The sequence below is a fragment of the Caldithrix sp. genome (genome assembly GCF_056497305.1).
The window spans coordinates 18,836-40,455 of the sequence record NZ_JBSMDE010000089.1; the positions used below are offsets into that span (position 1 = coordinate 18,836).

The 21,620-nt window shown below is 43.7% G+C and carries 17 protein-coding genes and 3 tRNA genes; 13 read left to right on the plus strand and 7 right to left on the minus strand.

Going from position 1 to position 21,620, the window contains the following annotated elements:
• Positions 1–615: 615 nt before the first annotated feature.
• The 3 genes from ACWB0I_RS07935 (at position 616) to ACWB0I_RS07945 (ending at position 2,769) form a co-directional block, all read left to right on the plus strand.
• Positions 616–1,233: an outer membrane beta-barrel protein gene (locus tag ACWB0I_RS07935; RefSeq protein ID WP_479387520.1), complete on the plus strand. Its 618-nt coding sequence runs from the start codon at positions 616–618 to the stop codon at positions 1,231–1,233.
• 14 nt (positions 1,234–1,247) lie between these two features.
• Positions 1,248–1,925, plus strand: a complete 678-nt coding sequence (locus tag ACWB0I_RS07940) for an outer membrane beta-barrel protein (RefSeq protein ID WP_479387521.1) — start codon at positions 1,248–1,250, stop codon at positions 1,923–1,925.
• 124 nt (positions 1,926–2,049) lie between these two features.
• A complete protein-coding gene (locus ACWB0I_RS07945) occupies positions 2,050–2,769 on the plus strand; it encodes a uracil-DNA glycosylase family protein (protein ID WP_479387522.1) in 720 nt (239 codons plus the stop codon).
• Between the two features lie 17 nt (positions 2,770–2,786).
• On the opposite strand, the gene ACWB0I_RS07950 is transcribed toward ACWB0I_RS07945, so the two are convergent.
• The 7 genes from ACWB0I_RS07950 to ACWB0I_RS07980 form a co-directional block, all read right to left on the minus strand.
• Positions 2,787–5,234: a TonB-dependent receptor gene (locus ACWB0I_RS07950; RefSeq protein ID WP_479387523.1), complete on the minus strand. Its 2,448-nt coding sequence runs from the start codon at positions 5,232–5,234 to the stop codon at positions 2,787–2,789.
• Between the two features lie 980 nt (positions 5,235–6,214).
• Positions 6,215–8,233 (minus strand): ferrous iron transport protein B, encoded by a 2,019-nt coding sequence (gene feoB / locus ACWB0I_RS07955; protein WP_479387524.1) that lies wholly within the window; start codon positions 8,231–8,233, stop codon positions 6,215–6,217.
• An 8-nt stretch (positions 8,234–8,241) separates the two neighbouring features.
• The gene (locus tag ACWB0I_RS07960; RefSeq protein ID WP_479387525.1) at positions 8,242–8,688 is read right to left on the minus strand and encodes a FeoA family protein; all 447 of its coding nucleotides are present in this window, start codon (positions 8,686–8,688) and stop codon (positions 8,242–8,244) included.
• Between the two features lie 500 nt (positions 8,689–9,188).
• Positions 9,189–9,261 (minus strand) — tRNA-Glu (locus ACWB0I_RS07965).
• 33 nt (positions 9,262–9,294) lie between these two features.
• Positions 9,295–9,368 (minus strand) — tRNA-Arg (locus tag ACWB0I_RS07970).
• A gap of 12 nt (positions 9,369–9,380) precedes the next feature.
• Positions 9,381–9,454: transfer RNA gene (locus ACWB0I_RS07975), tRNA-Gln, on the minus strand.
• Positions 9,455–9,537: 83 nt separating this feature from the next.
• Positions 9,538–10,203 (minus strand): hypothetical protein, encoded by a 666-nt coding sequence (locus ACWB0I_RS07980; protein WP_479387526.1) that lies wholly within the window; start codon positions 10,201–10,203, stop codon positions 9,538–9,540.
• Positions 10,204–10,467: 264 nt separating this feature from the next.
• On the opposite strand from ACWB0I_RS07980, the gene ACWB0I_RS07985 reads away from it, so the two are divergent.
• From ACWB0I_RS07985 to ACWB0I_RS08030, 10 genes are all read left to right on the plus strand, one after another.
• On the plus strand, positions 10,468–13,314 hold the full coding sequence (locus ACWB0I_RS07985; protein ID WP_479387527.1) for a hypothetical protein: 2,847 nt from the start codon (positions 10,468–10,470) through the stop codon (positions 13,312–13,314).
• 230 nt (positions 13,315–13,544) lie between these two features.
• Positions 13,545–15,830 carry an SLBB domain-containing protein gene (locus ACWB0I_RS07990; protein ID WP_479387528.1) on the plus strand — a complete coding sequence of 762 codons (2,286 nt, stop codon included), beginning with the start codon at positions 13,545–13,547 and terminating at the stop codon, positions 15,828–15,830.
• A 665-nt stretch (positions 15,831–16,495) separates the two neighbouring features.
• Positions 16,496–17,044 carry a dTDP-4-dehydrorhamnose 3,5-epimerase gene (rfbC, locus tag ACWB0I_RS07995; RefSeq protein ID WP_479387529.1) on the plus strand — a complete coding sequence of 183 codons (549 nt, stop codon included), beginning with the start codon at positions 16,496–16,498 and terminating at the stop codon, positions 17,042–17,044.
• Positions 17,045–17,096: 52 nt separating this feature from the next.
• Positions 17,097–18,080 carry an RpnC/YadD family protein gene (locus ACWB0I_RS08000; RefSeq protein WP_479387530.1) on the plus strand — a complete coding sequence of 328 codons (984 nt, stop codon included), beginning with the start codon at positions 17,097–17,099 and terminating at the stop codon, positions 18,078–18,080.
• A 12-nt stretch (positions 18,081–18,092) separates the two neighbouring features.
• Positions 18,093–18,353 (plus strand): hypothetical protein, encoded by a 261-nt coding sequence (locus tag ACWB0I_RS08005; protein ID WP_479387531.1) that lies wholly within the window; start codon positions 18,093–18,095, stop codon positions 18,351–18,353.
• 13 nt (positions 18,354–18,366) lie between these two features.
• On the plus strand, positions 18,367–18,663 hold the full coding sequence (locus ACWB0I_RS08010; protein WP_479387532.1) for a hypothetical protein: 297 nt from the start codon (positions 18,367–18,369) through the stop codon (positions 18,661–18,663).
• 98 nt (positions 18,664–18,761) lie between these two features.
• Positions 18,762–19,232 carry an IS1096 element passenger TnpR family protein gene (locus ACWB0I_RS08015; protein WP_479387533.1) on the plus strand — a complete coding sequence of 157 codons (471 nt, stop codon included), beginning with the start codon at positions 18,762–18,764 and terminating at the stop codon, positions 19,230–19,232.
• A 695-nt stretch (positions 19,233–19,927) separates the two neighbouring features.
• On the plus strand, positions 19,928–20,881 hold the full coding sequence (locus ACWB0I_RS08020) for an ATP-binding protein (protein ID WP_479387534.1): 954 nt from the start codon (positions 19,928–19,930) through the stop codon (positions 20,879–20,881).
• A gap of 196 nt (positions 20,882–21,077) precedes the next feature.
• Complete coding sequence (locus tag ACWB0I_RS08025) at positions 21,078–21,257, plus strand: DUF6922 domain-containing protein (protein WP_479387541.1); 180 nt, start codon at positions 21,078–21,080, stop codon at positions 21,255–21,257.
• Between the two features lie 55 nt (positions 21,258–21,312).
• Positions 21,313–21,534 carry a nucleotidyl transferase AbiEii/AbiGii toxin family protein gene (locus ACWB0I_RS08030; RefSeq protein ID WP_479387535.1) on the plus strand — a complete coding sequence of 74 codons (222 nt, stop codon included), beginning with the start codon at positions 21,313–21,315 and terminating at the stop codon, positions 21,532–21,534.
• The last annotated feature ends 86 nt before the right edge of the window (positions 21,535–21,620 follow it).

Below are 21,620 nucleotides of genomic sequence, written 5' to 3' on the forward strand. Positions count from 1 at the left end.
GAATGAGCATCGGGCTGACATTCCGAATTGCCATTGATCGTGAATGGGGCCATGAAAGAAAATCTTCAACACAGGTGGTAAGCCTTCCCCTTCTCTCATATTTTTATTTTGGGAGAGGGGGATCGAGGGAGAGAGGGCTAATTCTTGAAATGACTTCTGCTATTGGAGTAGTAAAGTTAAAAGTATATGAGTGTATGAATTAAATGGTTCCAAGGCACCGGCCCGTCATTATTTTAAAGAAGTTTTTGGTTGCGGCTCTGCAGCCTTAGAATGGACTTATGATATGATTTTATATGAAAAAGTCTCACCAATTGATAATTGTAGTAACATTCTGGGGGATAGCTACTTATTTTCCCTCTTGATTTTAAATGTGATTATATCTAACTTTTACGAGGTGTGATACTCTACCAGCAAGTTTTTGGAAGTGCCAAAAAATAAGTAAAAATTTTCTTAACACTGGAAGAGCATTTACCACAACGCGCCAACACGGGCCTGCTGCTCAACAGAGATTTACATTGATGCGTTGTTAATTTTCTAATGTTTCTGTAGCGCTGAAAGCACGAATGAATAACAATTTTACAATATGTTTTTAACCTGTATTTTTGAGGAAAAATCATGTTAAAGCGTACGATCTTATTGGTTCTTTTTTCCTGCCTTATGCTGAGCGCACAGGAAGCCGTTCCCCGTTCCGATCTGGCCATGGAAATGAAACTCTCAAATTTGTCAGGAATGATTCACATTGATCCCCTCTATGGCACGCTATTCTCCTTAAAATATCATGTCACCAGGAAAATGGCCGTGCGTTTTGGCTTTGAACCTACCTATTCCGGTACCAATAACCAGACGGATCAAACGGATAGCCTGGGCAGCGCTTTATTTTATCGGGAAAAGCAGTATTACAAAGGGCTTGGATTTAACCTGGATTTTCTCTATCTCTTTCCTGCTTCATCTTCAGTTAAGCTGTATCTGGGAGGAGGACCCTCTCTCTTTATGAAAAATGTAAAAGAGTTAAACAATACATACAAACTACGGGTTTATGATGTACATGTTTTAACAGAAGTGGCCTGGTTTGTTAAAAATAATTTTAGCCTGGGGCTGGAATACCAATGGGCCCTAAAAAGGGAAACAATGAAGCACACCTATGACATGCCGGACGGCAAAAAGACTATAGACCGGTCGTTTGTAAAAATGTACAGTAAGCCTGTTACTTTAGTGTTAAGTCTTTATTTTTAACAGGAGGGATGAAGATGCGCCACATTAAAACTTACTTTTTTGTGTTGATTTTGAGCGTTTTCGGCTTTGCGCAACAGCAAGCCTTTCAGTTTCCTAAATATGCCTTGCAGTTTGCTGTTGACGATGTGCTGCGCTTCAGTGCTTATTATGGTAGCCTGTTCAGCGCCAAATACCATTTTACAAACCGCTGGGCTCTGCGCGTAGGATTGAGTGGCAGAACCGAAAAGCTGAATACAGATAATAAAAATTACACGCAAATTAGCGGAAAAGCGGACAGTCTTACGAATAGGCAGGATGGAGAGGGCAGAATGTCTCAGATAGGAATTAATGTAATCCTGCTAAAATATTTTAATCTCAATAAACCCGTAAAATTTTATGCGGGTATTGGGCCCATGCTCAATTACAGCCCTGAGCATTCTACAAATAAATCAAACAGTGCCTACCAAACACAGGAAAATCGTCAGGACAAAACGACCTGGTCTGTGGGGCTCCGTGGAATTTATGGGGTGGAATGGTTCTTTCACTCGCACATGAGCCTCAATATGGACTATGGATTAAAAATCCAGTATTACTGGTACAATGTGAAACAAACAAAAAGGTATAATTCTACGGGCACTAAAAGTGATTACAAACGGACTTCCTGGTCATTCAATCCGCTGACCATACAACTTGGTCTAACGGTTTATCTGTAAGCCCGGTCCGTGTGAAATACGTTGTTTTCAGCCCAACTTTTTCAGAAAGATGCGCATTATTTTTTGCAATATTGGCTAATTTACCAGAAATTCCCTTCTGTTTTATGGACATTCTGGAGAAACATTGAGGCTACCTGCGGACTGGGAAAAATTTTTAGAAGCAGAGTTGGATTTACCTGGTTTTTACCGGAGCTTAACAGCGTTTACCAATCAATTTGCTCAAATCATACCGGACAAGCGCCATATCTTTCACGTCTTTAATCTGGTTTCTCCGCAGAATGTGTGCTGCGTTTTGTATGGCGAAGATCCCTATCCTCGGGCTACCAGCGCCAATGGCGTTGCTTTCTGGGATGCGGAGATTAAATCCTGGGCGGACAAAACCGTTGGCAATTCCATGAAAAACATCTTAAAAGCTCTGCTGGTTGCTCATGGACTGGCCGATTACAAAACGCCCATCAATCAATGCCGAACCATTGCTTTGCAGCAGAACCTTAAAACACCGCAGCAACTGTTCAGACACTGGCTTAAAAATGGAGTTCTCCTGGTCAATGTGGCCTTAACCTATTCCAGCGCTAAGGACAAAAAGCAGCATTTCATCTTCTGGCAAACTTTTCATCAGGCATTGATTAAGGCCTTAAGGCAGCTTCCGCAACCCCCTTATTTTATCTTGTGGGGGAGAAAGGCCCAGCAATGGGAAGACCTGATCGCAAAGGAGATGCAGGATCAGCGCAAAATAATTAAAAATGGGCATCCGACATTCATTCATCAGTTTTTGAAGGCCGGATTGCCCACCTACTCACCGTTTACAGAGATTGAAAGAAAAACCGGCTTTAGCTGGCTCTAAGCTTCCTGTCAGCCCGATTAGAATAGCTCTTCGCCGCCCATGTCTTCGTTGCCGTTCTCATTCCTGCCCCGTCGTTCTTGTTTGTAATTATTGAAAATGTACGAAATGGTTAAAGAAACCATGGGCGATGGGAAATCGATGTAACGATAGTAATAAAATCCGGAACCTTGCGAAGTGAATTCGTGACGCATGGAATTAAACAGATCCCTGATTTGCAAAGTGACCGATAGTTTTTTATCCAGAAACTGTTGTTTGATGGCCAGGTCGCTGCGCACCAATCCTTCGCTCTTTCCCTGGGAAGTTACGGTTGGGCTGCGGTAACCCACATTGAATTGCACACGCGTATTCTTGCCCAGACGGTAGTCGTTGTTAAAACGTAGACTCCAGTTAAAACTTTCCCTGGAAAAATCCTGTTTCAGCAATTGTCCCTCAACTTTGTACTGATAGATGGAAGCCATATAGTTGATGTTCCACCATTTAAAAATATCGCGATTAATCAGAAATTCGCTGCCTAAAGCGTAATCTTTACCCACATTTTCATAGGTGTGCAATAACACGTTTTCCTTGTAAGGATAAACCGAGCGCACGCGTTCCACCTTGTTGTGCGTAACGCGGTAAAAGCCTTCCAGGGAAATTAAGGTCTTTTTGATGAACAACTGGTGCCCTATTTCGTAGGAATCGATGTATTCGGGTTTAAGACCGGGATTCCCTCTGGTGACATTGTAGGCATCTCCCCAGGTGTAAAAGGGTTCCAGCCACCAACCGCGGGCGCGATTAATGCGTCTTGTGTAACTAACCATCAACTGGCGTCCTGGAGCGATCTCATAAGAAAAATGCGCTGTGGGAAAGGCATCCAGCCGATCGATTTTTGCGCTGGCCGAATCCTTTAAACCGATCTCACGAAAGGTGTATTCAGCTCTAAAACCTAACTGGAAGCCCAATTTTTTCCATTTGGAAGAAAAGGTGGTGTAAGCCGAATGGATATTGCGTGTGTAATCGGCAAAATGGCTGAATTGGGGTTGCAGCAGGTAGGTCTGGCTGCCTACTTCGTAATGGTAAATCTTATTTTCTTCTTGAGATTGAAGAATCCGGCTTTGATAGCCTGCTTCCAGCTTGCTGGTTTCAGAAAAGGGATGGGTGTAATCGGCCTTAATGCGCCAGCCTTTGCCCGGGCCATTCTCCGTTGATTTTTGACTCTCGCTTAGTGCGCCCTGAGCGTCAAATAATTCATTAATTGATTTTTCGTCGCCTGTACGGTAATCGTAAATAAGCTGAGCGCTGAAGCGCCGATTCTTTTGCTTCCAGCGATGCTGGTAATCCAGACTTAAGGAGTAATGGTCGCCGGTCCGTTTCCAGGTATCCTGGCTGAGATAGGAAAGGACCTCGTTTGCATCCTGCGAGGTCCATTCTTTGTAATCCAGATTAAAACCGCGTTCCATGCTACGATTTCCAAAACGACCGGCCACACTGAGCACATCCCAGTGGCCCAGATGAACATCCAGGCTAAAACGCAGGCCGTAGGGCAGCATATTCCAGTGCGTGTCACCATTGGAAGTGTTGTAAGTGGTAAACGATCCGGTTTGTGTCTGGCGTTCCAGCTTTTGATCGCCCGGGAAGTTACGCCGGTTGTAATTGCTGGCCACGTTTAGCACAATGGCTTTTTTACGATAACTGAAAAGGAAATCGCCGCCGTATCGGCCAAAAGTGCCTGCACTGGCGTTAACCATTCCACTCAAACCTTTGAGCTTGTTTTTCTTTAGAACAATATTGATGATGCCCGACACGCCATCCGGATCGTATTTGGCCGAAGGATTGGTGATGATTTCGATGTTTTCAATCGAGCTGGCCGGAATTTGCTGCAACACCTCGCTGGGTTCAAGAATGGTCGGACGATTATCGATTAAAATCTGAAAATTACCGCTACCCCGTAACTTAACATTCCCATCGATATCGACTTCCACCGAAGGCACGTTTTCCAATACGTCAACAGCAGTGCCCGATTGGGCTGTGGCCTGCTCACTGACATTGATCACCTTTTTGTCAATCTGATAAGAGATGGGAACGCGTTCCGCTTCCACTTCGACCGCATCGCTCTGCAGAGTCACCGGTTCCAGAAAAATTTCTGCAAGCAGCACTTCGGGCGACCTGGGTGAAACAATCACTCTGTCAATTCTTTTTTTGGCGTAGCCGATAAAATCCACGTCAAGAAAATACCGCCCCCCAGGAACATTTTCCAGTTTGAAATAGCCATCTTTGTCGGTAATTGTACCTGTAACCTGGCTGCTATCGCGTTTTTTGTACAATATGATATTGGCGTATTCGATGGGGCTGCCGGTCTGATCATCGTACACAAAGCCCTGAATTTTGCCTTTAAATTGTTTCATATCCATTCTGCGTGGCCGCTGCGCCCATAAAGTCGGGCTGGCCATGATGAACACGAACCACAATAATAAGAGTTTCTTCATCTATCTGCTCCTGCTTTTTGTTGGTATTACGTTTACGTTGTAATTTAGTAGCGCGTTAAATATTTGGGACAGACTTTTCATTTAAACTTCAAAGTTCTGTCCAGAATTCCTGAGCCAGACAAAGCGAAATGAAGGCATTTTACAATGCGCCTGTCTCAGTCTTTCCAGCCTAAGATGGCCCAGAATCGTTCCTAATGCTGTTGTTTAGAGCACTTATTTTAAAAGATCAAATGCTTTAGGGCGTAGGTCTGTCTGGCTCGGGCCCTTACCTCTCAGGCACAACTTGCAGTTTCACAAAGTAATTCGTGCTTAGTCAGGGCGATTCTGCCTACAAACGCGCGTTGCCCCTTTTGTGTTAATTTAATTCTTCTCTTCGTAAAATCGTCCCACTCAGGTTTATTGGTTTGAGAATCAGTAGTCTTAAATTAGTAGTCGATTTTGTAGAAATTTTGTAGAATCAGAATACTTCTATTAAAAGATTTAAAAGATCCAATACATTAGCGTGCGAAAATTTTTATGTTGTATGAGAAAGTAAAAAGGTTGAGTTGTTGAGTTGTTTAATTGTTGAATGGCCTGTCCGGCTGGGCCTGCCAGACAGGCCTGTTCCCGAAAATCGGGATTTTCGCTTGCATGGGAACAACATTGGTGTAGGTGTTAGGGCAAGTCTCGAGCTGAAGCTCGAGTTAGGTTGCTCTTTCGAATGGTCTGCCAATGTAAGGGATTCTTCACCCCCGATAAATCGGGGGATTCAGAATGACATGCCGGCACGGTTCCTCACCGCCTGGGCAAAACTTTCCCCTTCGCAAATTAATTCGTAATTCGTAATTTTTAATTTTTAATTAAAATTACCCTGTTGTGATTTCTCTATGCTCTCTGTGGTTGTTTAAATTTGTTTTTGGTTGCGACTTGGCTGCTTAAGAGTAGCGGAGGTGAATACCTCTCTAATTTGGTGTTTAATGGAGCGCCATCCGGGGGAGTATTCAGCCAAACAATAAAGAGCCAATCTGGTAAAACAGAAAACTGCTGATCCAGGCCAGAACCAGACCCAGACCAATAGTGGAGAGGGTAATTCGCCAGGATTGGGATTCGGCACGAATGGCCGCGATGGTGGCCACGCACGGTGTGTAGAGTAGGGTAAAGATCATAAAGCTGAGTCCCTGCAAAGGTGTCACCAATGTGGCAATTTGTGTGGCTGGATTCCCGCCATAGACAATGGCCAGGGAGCCGATGACAATTTCTTTGGCAATAAAACCAAAAAGCAGGGCAATAATCTGTTGCCATTCAATGCCTAATGGTCGGAACAGCGGTTCAATGAATTGACCGATTTTGACGGCCCAGGTTTCCGGACTACCGGTGGCCGCGCCAGGCGGTAAATTGGTCAATAGCCAAACGGCGATAACACCCAGGACAATGAGAGTGGAAGCGCGGTTTAAAAAAGCTTTCATCTCTTCCCAGGCGCGCAGAGCTACGGTTTTAACCGTGGGCAGGCGGTAAGGTGGAATTTCCATAATAAAGGGTTCAGGTCTGCCTGCAAAATGGACGTGTTTTAAAAGGAGACCTACCAGGATGACCATTAAAAAGCTGAACAGGTAAAAACCAAAAATAACCCAGGGCGCGATGTTCGGGGCAAAGAGAATGCCAGCTACGAATAAAAACACCTGTAAACGAGCGCTGCACAGGGTAAATGGAATGATCATCATGGTAATGATCCGGTTGTACTGGCTGGAAAGAATTCGCGTGCCCATGATGGCCGGCACGTTACAACCAAAGCCCAGCAAAACATTAATGAATGCTTTGCCATCCAATCCGATGACGTGCATGAGGTGATCCAGCAAAAAGGCAGCGCGGGCCATGTAACCGCTGTCTTCCACAATGGACATAAAGATAAAAAAGAGGGCGATAATTGGGAAAAAGGCGATAACCACGCCCAGACCTTCAATGATTCCGTCAATGATCAGGCGACTAAAAAATGGCGGCATGCTCTGGAAAAGGGAAGAGGCGCGTAAAAAATCTTGCAGGGCGCCAAATCCATTACCGATTACATCCTGTAAGGGCGTACCCAGAGCGTAAATGCCCTGAAACAATAAAAAGATAATGCCCAGGAAGATGGGAATGCCCAGATATTTGTGCAGGAAGATGCTGTCCAACTTCTTGGTGACCTCATCGGTGGCTGTCACAGCCGCGCTGGTGGTTTCTAACATCAAACCTTTGGCAGAATTGAAACGGCATTGAGCGCAGGCCACCGGAATGCTGGTGCCTAAGGATTTTTCCACCTGCTGTCTGGCTTCTACAATTTTTTTCTGTAAGGCCTGATCAGAGCCATTGTTTCGGTTAGTCAGTTTAACAGGTTCCGAAAAATCCAGCAAGCGTTCGGCGATAAACGTTTCATTTAATTTGGTGTTTGGGTTCAGCGTCTTAATTTCGCGGGCAATGCTCTGCACCGATTCCTGCAGGGGGATGGGACAGGCTATTTGTGGAGCATGGATTTTAATCTTGCCTTCAATGATTTGAATCAAGGTATTGACCAGCTGTCCAACGCCTTCGCCGTTTCGGGCAATGATGGGCACGGCCGGAACTCCCAGGTGTTGGGAGAGCCCTTTAATATCGATCTTGATGCCCAGTCGGTCGGCCTCATCCATCATGTTCACAGCCACTACCATAGGAATCCCGCTTTGCGCCAATTGCAGAGTAAGCCCCAGGCTACGGTACAAATTTCGGGCATCAACAATATTGATTAAAACATCGGGCGGAGTTTCAAGAATAAAATTGCGGACAATCTTTTCTTCCAGGGTAGTAGGGGTTAACGAGTAACTGCCGGGCAAATCGATTAATTCAATATCGTAGCCATTGACGCTGAAATGGCCGGTTTTCTTTTCAACAGAAACGCCTGGCCAGTTTCCAACCGCCTGTCGGGCTCCGGTAAGTGCGTTGAAAAGTGTAGATTTTCCGGTGTTGGGGATGGAAATAATTGCTGCCGTAATTTTTTTCTTATGCGCCATGCTTGCTCTTAAACCGGTTCAACAATAATTTTTTCAGCCTCGCCCCGGCCTACACGAATAGAGTGGCCGTTCTTTTTAAGGATGATAAAACCATCCGTTTCGCTCACTTTAATCACATCGGAAATGGACAAATTGCGCATTTTCATTTTCTCAATAAATCCCCGCCCCCCTAAAAAATTACGAATGCGGTAGTAACGATCTCTGTTTTTTACCGCATTCAAAGGCAGGGCAATCAATTTGCAATCCAGACTTTTAATTTCGTCGGTGCGCAGGGCAATGCTTTCGCCCTGATCAATTAAGACTTCGACTGTTTTACCAAGCGGGCCCAGGCGCAAAATACGCATTTTAGAACCTGGTAAAACGCCCATCTGTATCATACGCCTGGAGATGATATTGCGCTCATCCAGAGCCCGAATCAGATATTCCGTATTAGGTACCAAGATCACCTCTTCCATAGGTCAAATTTCCTAAAAATTACAGAAATTTTTGTTTCTGTTATTCTAATTTAACAATAGTTATAGCATTAAACAAATCTAAAATTCAATGCACTTTCTGGAGGCCATGGGAGGCGTTACAATATCTGCATCTTCTTCAACCATCTCATTCCGTTAGAGGGCCTCAAGAGACGGAATTCCTTGAACGTCTCATATTAGCTCTCATGCCCTGATACTCTACCCCAAAATCGAGGCGAAAAGGAAAATCAGTCAATTGGTAGGCGCAGGCTTGATGCAGCGTTTTGTTGAGAGTTCGCGAATTACTGGTCTGGAGCCCACTCTGAATGTCAATTCGACCGATGCCTCGAGTGCCCTGGGACAGAGCGGTGAAATTTTTTTGACTAATTAATTTTTCACTGAGAGATTTTCGACTATTTCCGACTATAAATGGACTCACTCGAAATGACAGTTGGCTGCAGTGTAAGGCGAAAAAAAAGCCAGTCTCTGTAAGACTGGCTGGGTAGCGCGTACGGGATTTGAACCCGTGTTACCGACGTGAGAGGCCGGCGTCCTAGACCCCTAGACGAACGCGCCAACTAAAAACCCCTCAGTTCTGAGGGGTATCAGTACGCCCGGGAGGATTCGAACCCCCAACCTTTTGGTCCGTAGCCAAACGCTCTATCCAGTTGAGCTACGGGCGCACAAAATTTTTCTGGCTGCGGGACGAGGATTCGAACCCCGGCTACCTGGGCCAGAACCAGGCGTCCTACCGCTAGACGATCCCGCACTTTTTATGATTTCTAACCACTCGGTTAGATGCAACACATTTTTCAAATGAGACTGCAAATTTAATTATCAAAAAATATGAAGTCAAATTTCTTTTGGCGCATCGCTCTTTTTCCAATAGCCGTAAAGAAAAGTAGCAAATCCTAATAGATATGCCAACAGGAACAGTAGCCATGGATATTCTTGCGGCACGCCTCCTTTAACGACTCTGGCCGTTTCCCAGAAAAAACTGAGTAATATGAGCAGAGCGCTAAAAATTTCAATTAACCAGAATTTTTTGCTAAAGAGCGGTCCATCAAACTTTTCAGGATGCAAACAGAGTAACATGGCGACCGCAATGAATCCGATGCTGACCAGGGCCGGCGCCAGCCAGGGGCCCACCCACGGCGCGGGAATTAGAAATAGAATGTCCCAATCCAGCCAGCCTGAAGGCCAGTTCAGTAACACTTTGAGCCAGAAATAGTAAAATAGATCCCATACACCAAACATAAAAATAAAAACAATAAAACGCTCCCTGAAACGTCCGTTAAAGGTTCGTGCTGCGAACCAGAGCATAATAATCGTTGATAATTCGCGCCCAATTTCCACCACGGCCACATCCGTGGGGATGATTTTTAAAGGGAATTGAAAACCGTCCGGATAATAGAGCAGGCGTAAGTAAACCACAACGGCCGCTTCCAGATATCCCATGGCAATGGCAAATACGCCATAGTTGAACAGAGCTCGCCAGTTTATTTTAGACTGGATCATTATATTTTCTCCCCCTTTTTGCTTAAATCTTCAATTTCGCATTGGATGTTCACTGCCCGCCCCAGTAGTAGAAGAGTTCATTTAGTCCCATAACATCAGTCATTTTATCCTGTTTTGGTTTTTACCGAAACAACCACAGACTAACTTTTTTTAAGCGCCATTCAAATCAAATCTACAAAAGAAAGGGGACGGGCTCAATATTTAGCTTGCAAGTCTCGACCAGAATCAATAATTTTAATCATGTTATTCAGGGAAAGAATATCGGTGATTAAAAACATTACTCTCTTTTTGATCCTGTTATTTGTATTAGGAATTTCCAGCTTGTTAGCCGCCCCCTGGCACAAAATTACAGGCAAATACGCCTCCGTTGAGTATGAACAACCCTATCAACTGCTGGCGCAACGTCTTTTGTACCTGGCCGACAGTGAGATTCCCCGTCTGGCCAGACTTCATGGACAGGATTCCACGGTACTGAAAACCTGGCCCAGGGCGAGGATTGTTCTAACGGATAAGATGGACTTCAGCAATGGATTCGCCCTGGGTAACAGCGTGGTCATTTATGCCCGTTCTTCCATGTACATGTTTAATTGGGTCGAGCAGGCGCCCTGGTACTACACGGTACTCACTCATGAATTGGCTCATTGGGTGACCTTTAAAGCCACACGACGTAAATTAAATTGGTTTGGAATAGCGGCTAATGTAACGATTCCACGCTGGTTTTACGAAGGCTTTGCCCAATACTGCGCCGAAACCTGGAATCTTTACCGCGGCGACCAGTTCATTCGCCAGGCTCTGCTTTATGGTGATCTAAACTACAATGCTTTGCAAAATCTGGAAAACGGCCGTTTGCTCTATGCCGCGGCTAATGCCTTTGTCCGGTATTTAGCCCAGCAATATGGCGATTCTTCTTTTGTGCGCTTTTATTCTTACAAACAAAACGCCTGGTATTTTGATTTTAAAAAAGCGTTTGAACATGTTTACCATAAATCGCCGGCTACTGCTTTTAAGGAATTCATCCGCCATGCGGTCCTGTTTTACGGAGCCTATTTGAGTCAGTTACCTGAACACCGCTTTCAGAAAGTTCTGGCCTCCGTTAACATGGATCAGTTGTACCGCATTTTGTGGGTGTCACAGAAAGATTCTCTCTTTTTACTGGTGGGAAAAGAAAAGAGCTACCACCGGTTTGTTACTTTAAAACTGGTGCGCATTGAACAGGGCAAAGTGCAATCTGAAAAGATTTTAACCAATAATCTGGCTACAGAGGTGGTAATCAGTCCCGATCGTTCGCTGGCGGCCTTTGGCCATCCGGTTTATGATATTAAAGCCAATCAACTTTCTCTGCAGTTTGAATGGCAGATTGTCTCTTTAAAGACGTCTGAACGTCACAAATTAAGGGGGCGCTACCGGGCGCGTTACGGAGCATTTGATTTTAAGAACCATTTCTATTTGGTGGAAATTTTATCGGATCGTTCGCTCATTCACCGCTGGAATTCTGATGGGCGGCTGCAAAAGTGCTGGATGGTTGAAAACAATATGATCCTGGGTAGGTTGACCTTTGCACCGAAAAATCGATTGTTCTTGATTGCCGAGCAAAACGGCCAGAGATCGCTCCTGCAGTGGAACAAGACCCATTTCGACACTCTGTTACTCGATCAACCCCTGCTGAATGTCCGCATGTTAAACGATCGCTTTTTAGGGGTAACCGTTGTGGAAAAAGCACACCTGCAGATGAAAGTACTTGATGCCTCAACCGCGAAAGTCTGCGGAGAGCTCACCGATCAATTCGATTACTATTTCTCCGATGTAGATTCAGCGCATCAGCAATTGCTGGCCTACCGCTGGGAAGCAGATGGACAACGCGGTTTTTATCGTATCCCTTACGACTCATTGTTCCATCCATCTGTTGCGGAGTATCGCCAGAATAGATATGGCCGCTGGCAAAAGGTGGCGCCGGTTTTTAGCGATTCGTTGTTTAAAGATAGACGGTTCGCAAAGGCTAAAAAAACATTTGAATGGAGTAAAAAGCGATGGGCGGCCTTTCCTCTTGAAAATGTATTTACCATGGCCTTGCCTCTTTACGATCCTTCAGCCGGGGCAGGTGTTTATGGTTTTACGGCCTGGATTGAGGCTTTACAACGCCAGATGATTTTGGGGGCTTTTTACCTTCTGCCCGCTCATTTTAACCAGTCCTTTGCTCTGGTAGAACACAGCTTGCGTGCTTTTAATCTGTTATTTAACAGCGGCTACTATCATGGGCCGGTTATTTTTGCCTTTCAGGATCATGATTGGATTCATCTGGTTGAGAATACCTATTATGTTTCTGTTAGAAAATATTTCTTTCCGTTTCAAAATGGACGTTGGCGAATGGCCTTTTCACTGCGCTACAATTTTTTCCATAATCGATTTCTGGAAAAGGAGATAACCTTTCCGCAATCATTTGGTTTTAAAGGGCCCCAAATGTCTTTTTTGCTACAATACCAGTTGCCCACGCGTCGGGGTTTAAATTTTCCTTTGCGCTATTTTTTTCTTAGTGGGAACCTATTTAAAACCTTCCGGTCGGATTATGATTTTGAGATTATGGAAACTGATGCCAGCTGGGCCGGAGAACTGTTCTGGGAAAGGTTGGGGTTCTGGCAAAGCGTTTCTTTTGTTAAACAGGTAGGCACGTTGCCTCCTTTAAAATCAGTGGGAATCGATCGTTTTTACCAGTTTGAATTGCCCCGCGATTACACCTACACGCGAACCATCCGTGGATTTGGCAAAGATGTTTTGAGCGATCAATTGTTCTGGAGTTCCACAGAATTGCGCTATCTGATTCAGGAAAAGACGCCATACAAATTGATTTTTATGCCCATTCAATTGCTTTCGCTTGATGCGTTTATGGATTATGCCAGATTGGGTAAAACAGCGCTCCAGGAAGTGGCTTCTTTTGGATTGCAGGTTTCCATGGCCCAGTCGGTAATGCGTTTGAGCGCCGGCCTGGCTCGTTCATTTGTTGATTGGGAGAATGGGAACACGACCTATTTTCTGCGTTTTACAGCGCTGTTGAATACGGTTTATGCCGGATTCTGGCATGGGCCGGGAAACGACGATCATTTGATTCTAAAATAAATGTTAAATGGGTCACACAGAGAATAAAGATGAAATTGTATTTTCCTTTTTCCATTTGAATGGAGAATGGATTTCAACAGGTCGGGGCATTTAATCAAATTTTTGGGATTTTAGATCAATTAACATAAATTAATTGATTGTCTTGAGTGTTTGTTTCTGTTTAAAACTCGCACTTCTCTGTAAGTGACGTGGCGGAGCTGTAGGTAAATCTCACAATTTTGGGAAAAATTATGAAAAGCATGATTTTAGTTATTTGCGTGATGTTCTGGACGGTTATTGCCGGTGCTCAATCACTGGAAGACCTGAAAAAGATTGAAGAGTTAAAAAAGCAGCTGGAAAAGGCCGGACAGGCCATCGAGAGCCCGGAAACGACCAGGGTAAGCGAAGTGAAAAGTCTGGAAAAATTCAAAGAAAAATTGACGCCTCCCCCGGCCGCCCCACCCTCAGAGGAGAAGGAAGAAAAAGAAGCACCGGTTACAAAAGAAGCAGAAGTGGTTAAAAAGCCAGAAGCGCTACCTATTTTTGGCCTGGATGTTTTTGAACAGGCTAGAATTGATTTTACTCCTGAAATGTACGGACCGGTTGATGAAGATTATCCCATCGGTCCAGGTGATGAAATCATTATTACGATTTGGGGAGAGGTGGAATTGCGCCATGATTTAACGGTTGATCGAGAAGGGCAGATATTTATCGATAACGTAGGGTTGGTTAAACTGGCGGGCCTGACTTTAAAGCAAGCCCGACGTAAGCTGTTCAAATTAATGGGTAAATCGTACTCTTCCCTTTTAAATAATAAAGCTTTTCTGGACGTTTCACTCGGTAAATTGCGCAGTATTCGAATTTACGTCATCGGTGAAGTAAAAGCGCCGGGTGTATTTACCGTGCCTGCCCTTTCAACGCCCCTTCAGTTGTTATTCTATGCCGGTGGTTTAAAGGAAAACGCTTCTTTACGCAATATTCAAGTCATTCGCAACGACAAAAAAATAGCCGATATCGATTTTTATGAGTTTCTGAAGTCTGGAAAAGAATTTGCCAATGTAAGATTACAAACCCATGATGTCATTTTAGTGCCCACGATTAAAAAGCGCGTGCATTTGCGCGGCGCTGTTAAAAAACCGGCTATTTTTGAACTCAAAGATAAAGAAGCTTTGAAAGAGTTGATAGACCTGGCCGGCGGTTTTTTGGAAAATGCTTACCTGGAAAACATTCAGATACAAAGATATGTGAACAATGAAGATTTAAAGCTAATATCGGTAAACTATAAAGCATTGCTTACCAATGGGCAGAACTTCGCTTTAAAAGATGGCGATCGCATTTCGGTGCCCTATCTCGACCGGGAATTATTAAATTATGTTACTATTAGCGGTCCCATTTATGGCCCGGATCGTTTTGAATACCGACCAGGAATGACCCTTAAAGATTTAATGAAGCAGATTGATAGCCTTCGTGGCGATGCCTATCTGGAACGGGTTCAAATTACACGCACACTGCCTGATCGACGGCAGCAGATTTTAGTCATTAATCTGAAAGACATTCTGGAAAAACCCCAGGCTGATTTTCCACTGGCTCCGCAGGATCATATCGCAATTGCTTCTTCATTATCGCTCTTCCCTCCGGATTCTGTGGCCATTTATGGTGCCGTAAACAAGCCAGGGAAATATCTATTAAAAAAAGATATGACCTTAAAAGACCTGATTTTTGCGGCCGGCGGCTTTGCAAAAAATGCGTTAATTACGGAAGCCGAAATTTCGCGCATCTACCCTTTTAAACCGGAAATGCGTAAACAACTGGCTAAATTGATTTATATTCCAATAGACTCCAGCTACACCAAAAGTTTGTTGCAAAGTCCGGATGAGCAATTTTTCCTCAAACCGTTTGACAATGTTTTTATCAGATTTAATAGCGATTGGGAGCTGCAACGCAATGTCTCGGTACAGGGGGAGGTGGTGCGTCCAGGCGCCTACACATTACAATCCAAAACGGAGCGCATCACAGATTTGATCAAGCGCGCCGGCGGATTGAAGCCCACGGCCTATCTGGAAGGGGCGCGTTTTTATCGTACGCGTGAGGGCGTTGGACAAATCGGCATCGATTTTAGAAAAATTTTTCAAAATCCCAAAGACCCACAAAATATTTACCTGCAAGCGGGCGATCGGATTGTAATTCCGGAAAAGATGTTTACGGTGCGTGTGACCGGTGGTGTCCATTTTCCGGTAAGCATTTTGTATGAAAAAGGTAAGGGAATCGATTATTACATCAAAGCTGCAGGTGGATTTACCGATTTAGCGGATAAAGATAATGTGACCATCCGTCTGGCCAATGGCAAACAGATTCAACCAAAACGCTTTTTGTTCTGGAAATATTTACCAGAAGAGATCACAGCCGGCAGTACGATTTATGTGCCTGTGCTGGCCGAAAAGAAAGAGATCGATTGGTCGGGCGCGGTGCGCGATGCCGCCGCCATCTTGAGCAGCGTGGCCACTACACTGCTGATTTATGATCGGCTGGTGAAATAGGGATTTAAATTAAAAATTAAAAATTACGAATTACGAATTAAAAATTATCACGCGGAGCGGGAGGTCCGCGGCGCGAATTATTCATGATTTTGCAAGAATGGGCAGCTGCCATTCAACTAAGGCAGCGGAGCCGCAGCCTTTAAAAAACCGCAAAGGGCGCAAAGAATTAATTTTAATTAAAAATTACGAATTAAAAATTATCACACGGAGCGGGTGGCCGCGCCCGAATCAATTTGTGAAAGGGCAAGTGGCGCCCTTGGATTTAGGGCACGTGCCAAAATGTCATTCTGAATCCGCTTCAGCCGTAAGAAGAATCCTTTCCATTTGCAGGAAGAATTTCCCCTCCTCCCGAATTTGGGGGACAGGCAATTAAACCATTTAACCATTCAACTATTCAACCAACTGTTAGCCCTCACCCCCTGCACCCCCTCTCCCAGAATAGAAATCTGGGAGAGGGGGACGGCTGTCGCTAACACGGCAGGCTGCCGTGAATTAAGGCTGAAAGACCTGAAGGTTTTCGTTTAGCTGATCAACCAATGGACTCATCAACTCTTACACTCTTAAACTCTTAACTTTTCCCCTCGCCAGGGCGGAATGAGGAATGACAGTCCGGTGACCATTCAACTATTCAACCATTCAACCAATATCTACGGAGGCTATCAAACATGCCATTTACCATTAAAGAGACATCTCTGCCAGGCGTGGTGCTGGTGACGCCCAAAAAATTTGGCGATGATCGCGGTTTTTTTATGGAAACCTACAAAGCATCCGACTTTTTGAATGCCGGCTTGCCTGGAATTTTTACACAGGACAATCAATCCCGTTCCGTTAAAGGCGTTCTGCGCGGTTTGCATTATCAACTGCCGCCTTTTGCGCAGGCTAAGCTGGTGCGCTGTATTAGAGGCAAAATATTTGATGTGGCTGTCGATATTCGTAAATCATCGTCAACATTTGGACAGTGGTATGGACATGTTTTAACGGAAGATGATCCGACCATGCTATTTATTCCGGAAGGTTTTGCGCATGGATTTTATACCTTAAGCGAAACAGCGGACGTGTTTTACAAAGTAACAGCCGAATATTCACCCGAGCATGATCGGGGCATATTGTGGAATGATCCGCAGATTGGGATAGAATGGCCGCAGGGCGAAAAAATTCTCTCGGAAAAAGACAGACGCAACCATACGCTGGAAGAGGCCGACCTGTTCGCATGAAAAAAAGGATGAAAGTTAGCGTCATTTAATTTTATCCAGAAAGCCTGTGGAAATGAAGGCCGACAGCATCTGGAAAGAAGTATTAGAAAAACTATTCGTCGAGTTTTTGCAATTTTTCTTTCCCGATATTCATCAGGATATCGATTTCAGCAAGGGCTATCAGTTCTTAGATAAAGAATTTCAGCAGATTACAAAATCTGCAAAAGCGGGCAGAAAAATTGTCGATAAACTGGTCAGGGTCTATTTAAAAGATGGCCGCGAGCAGTGGTTGTTGATTCACATCGAAATTCAGGGCAGGAAAGAAAAGGATTTTGCCCGACGCATGTTTATCTATAATTATCGGATTTTTGACAGATATCAGCGTGAGGTCATCAGCCTGGCTCTTTTAACCGATCGAGATGTCCACTACAGGCCGAATTATTTTGAGATAAAACGCTGGAATTTTAGCTGTACCTTTAAATTTCCTCTGATAAAAATTATTGATTATGTGGATTATCCTTTTGAGCAGTTTTATCAGAAGAATCCTTTTTCCATGGTAACTCAGGCCTATTTAAAAACCATGGAAGTGGAGGGCGATAATCAGCAGTGCTATCGCTGGCGAAAATATTTTCTTCTTAAATTACTTGATCTGGGCTTGAGGCGCGAAACTATCTACGCCATTTATCAGTTTATAGAGTGGTTGATGGAGCTGCCGGAGGATCTGGAGGATCAACTTTATCATGAAATCAAAGAAATAGAGGAGGGCAAAGAGATGTCCTTACTGACCATTGCCGAAAAGAAAGGCATGGAGCAGGGAATTCAGCAAGGTATTCAGCAAGGCCTTCAGCAGGGAAAAATAGCCGGGAAGATCGAAGGCCTGCGCGAGGCGATCAAAACGGCGCTGGAGATAAAGTTTGGCCAGCAAAGCTTTGCACTGTTCGATCGAATTGAAAAGATCAATACGCTTGAGGAACTGGAAAAATTGCTGCAGCAGGCAAAACAGGCGAATCGTCTGGAAGAGTTCGAAGCGCTGCTGACAAAGGAGGAAGCAAAGTAGCGGAGTAAAGAGATGTCCTTACTGACCATTGCCGAAAAGAAAGGCATGGAGCAGGGAATCCAGCAAGGAAAAATAGCCGGAAAGATCGAAGGGCTGCGCGAGGCGATTAAAACGGCGCTGGAGATAAAGTTTGGCCAGCAAAGCTTTGCACTGTTCGATCGAATTGAAAAGATCAATACGCTTGAGGAACTGGAAAAATTGCTGCAGCAGGCAAAACAGGCGGATCGTCTGGAAGAAATCGAAGCGCTGTTGACAAAGGACGACGCAAAGTAGGCGGAGCAAAGAGATGTCCTTACTGACTATTGCCGAAAAGAAAGGCATGGAGCAGGGAATCCAGCAAGGCCTTCAACAAGGAATTCAACAAGGCATTCAGCAGGGAAAAATAGCCGGAAAGATCGAAGGGCTGCGCAAGGCGATTAAAACGGCGCTGGAGATAAAATTTGGCCAGCAAAGCTTTGCCCTGTTCGATCGTATTGAAAAGATTAATACGCTTGAGGAACTGGAAAGACTGCTGCAGCAGGCAAAACAGGCGAATCGTCTGGAAGAGTTCGAAGCGCTGCTGCCAAAGGAGAACGCAAAGTAGGCGGCAGAGAGCGATCTACTTATTAATGATAAGCGGACGAAAAATTTAAAAATGCCTAATCTACATTTTAGCCTATCATCAAGATTGGAAAAGTTGTAATGGCGGTTTATTTGTTTAAAGTTGCATTGGATTTCAACAAGCGCATTTACAGGCAAATCGAAATATCGGATACGCACACGTTAGATGATTTTCATGAGATCATCTTTCAGGCCTTTGATCGTTACGATGAGCATCTTTATACTTTTTACATCACGAGAAAACCAACTAAAAGTATGGTTCGGCGGCGTGAAGCGCCTGAATTTGCGCATCCCATCGCACTAAAGGAGGCCCCTATTTTCCCTTTAAGAAGGCCAAAGAAAAAATATAATGCCGCCCGGACCAAAATCGGCGAGCTGGGACTGGAAGTAAAAGATAAAATGTACTACCTGTTTGACTATGGCGATGAATGGTGGCATGAAATCACCTTACTTTCAATAATCGAAACAAACAGAACGCAGGGCCTGCCGCGCATCGTTAAAAAGGTTGGAGAATCGCCGCCGCAGTATCCGGATTTTGACGACGATGAATGAAATAAGCGGGCGGTGGTTAAAGAGATAAGAGTTTAATAGTTGAATGGTTGAATAGTTGAATGGTTGAATAGTTGTATAGTTGAATGGTTGATTGGTTAAATGGCAACCGTCCTGTCGCTACTAATCCCAATTCTTCGGATGAAAGCCAGCCCAATTAGTAGGGGCGAAGGATTTCCATCAGTATTTTTTCATTGGCTATGTTTTCTTTGAAAGCGATTCTTTGTTTCGAATGCTGCATTGTTCAGGAAATCCTTCGCCCTTACCACAGAAAAGCCACCAACCTGTCACGACGCCGCGATGAGAATGCTTTACAGTGAAAAATAAAGACCGCTAAGCGTGAATACGATCAGCTGTCCCCCTCTCCCAGACTTTTATTCTGGGAGAGGGGGCGCAGGGGGTGAGGGCTACTACAAGGTTGAATGGTTAATTGGTTGAATAGTTGAATGGTCACCGGACTGTCATTCCTCATTCCGCCCTGGCGATGGGAAAAGTTAAGAGTATAAGAGTGTAAGAGTTGATGAGTCCGTTGGTTGATCGGCAAATAATCCAGGATTACGCTTCAGGATTTTACAAATTACGTAATCTGCAATCATCAAAACGCCTTATAAACTTTGTATTGGCATTAGAAGGGTATCGATTTAGATTTCTGATAGCGATAGAAAGTAAGCGTAATTTAATTAGAATACGAACTTTAGATGATCGAACGTGAAGCTTTAAAAACCGTAATATTAGATCAAAGAGAATATGCTCAAAATATCTCTTTTATTCATCGTCTAACAAATGAGTCGCTCATCCGGGGCAAGGAAATTGCGGTCATTTCCGGTATCCGTCGTTGTGGGAAATCAACCCTTTTACACGAAATTCGCCTGAAAAGCGCTGAACGCGATTACTACATAAACTTTGACGACGAACGACTCATTCATTTTACTGTGGAAGATTCCCAGAAGCTGCACGAACTTTTTATTGAATTGTTCGGCAAGCAATCTACATTTTACTTTGATGAAATCCAGAACATCAAAGGCTGGGAAAGATTTGTACGACGACTTCATGAAACGGGAAACAAAGTGTACGTTACCGGCTCCAATGCTTCGATGCTTAGCAAAGAATTGGGCACGCATCTTACGGGCCGCTATGTCCAATACGAAATGTATCCTTTTTCTTTTAGAGAATTCTTAAAATTTAATAATGTGGCTTATAATAATGAAGATTTATCTACCACTTCCGGTAGGTCCACATTAAAAAGATGGTTTAATGAATATTTTAAATGGGGCGGTTTTCCGGAATATTTAAAAAATAAAAACCGGGAATATCTGAAATCGCTATACGAAAGCATCTTTTACCGGGATGTGCTGGTAAGAAATAATTTGAGCAACGAAAAAGAAATCTTGGAAATCATGTATTACTTAGCCAGCAACATGGCCCGGCCGATGAGTTACAACCGTTTAAAAAATATCATCGGCGTTAAGAATCCTACCACGGTAAAAAATTATCTGGATTATTTACTAATCATGGTAATCATGTATTCAAGGTTGGTTTTGAACCACGATTATGAGGATTTAAAGATTATCTTGATTTTAATGGCTCATGGGAAGTTACTTCTCAAATATCAGGCACGTATTACCGATACAAAAAGAGCTTATTCCTGGTAATCATGTAATCAAGCAAATCCTGGTTCAGAAACATTTTTGAACCGCTATTATGAGGATTTAAAGATTATCTTGATTTTAATGGTTTACTGTAAGGTAACTTTCAATATTAGGCACAGAATTCCGACATAAAAAAACCTTAATCCTGGCAATCCTGCAATCGAGAAAATCAAGGTTCATAATCGTTTATAAACGCTTTATTATCGGAAGGATGTTGGAAAGAGGCAACCTTTCTGATTTTTTACATCTGCTTAACTATTATGGCGAGAAAACTGTAAAGCAAGAAGTTATTCAAATTCGCTATGTGGAAAAAAAGACTTTACGCTTTTGTAGTTTTTATTTTCATATTCTGAAAAAAAATTTAGATACTGCAAATTAATGCAGTTAAAGAACAAGCAGGCATCCTTTTAGTCAAATAGCTGAGCCATAACAGTGTGAGGAGATTTGCCCTGGCTGGCGGAACAGAGCTGGCCCGACGGAATGGGCATAGATTCTCTGACGACATTGATCTTTTTAGTATCACGGATTTTAATAAAGAGCAAATTTTGCAGGATTTAAAAGAATATCTTAATCTGGAAGTTGTAATTATGGATAGAAATAGTTTAAATTTAATAATTAATGAAATTAAATTAATCCATATTGTAAAAATAAGATAGAAATTATGATTGCCATGCTGCATCCGTTTTTGGCGGATGGGATTGAGCAGGCGGAGCTGTGAGTTAAAGTAACAAGCGACTAAGTG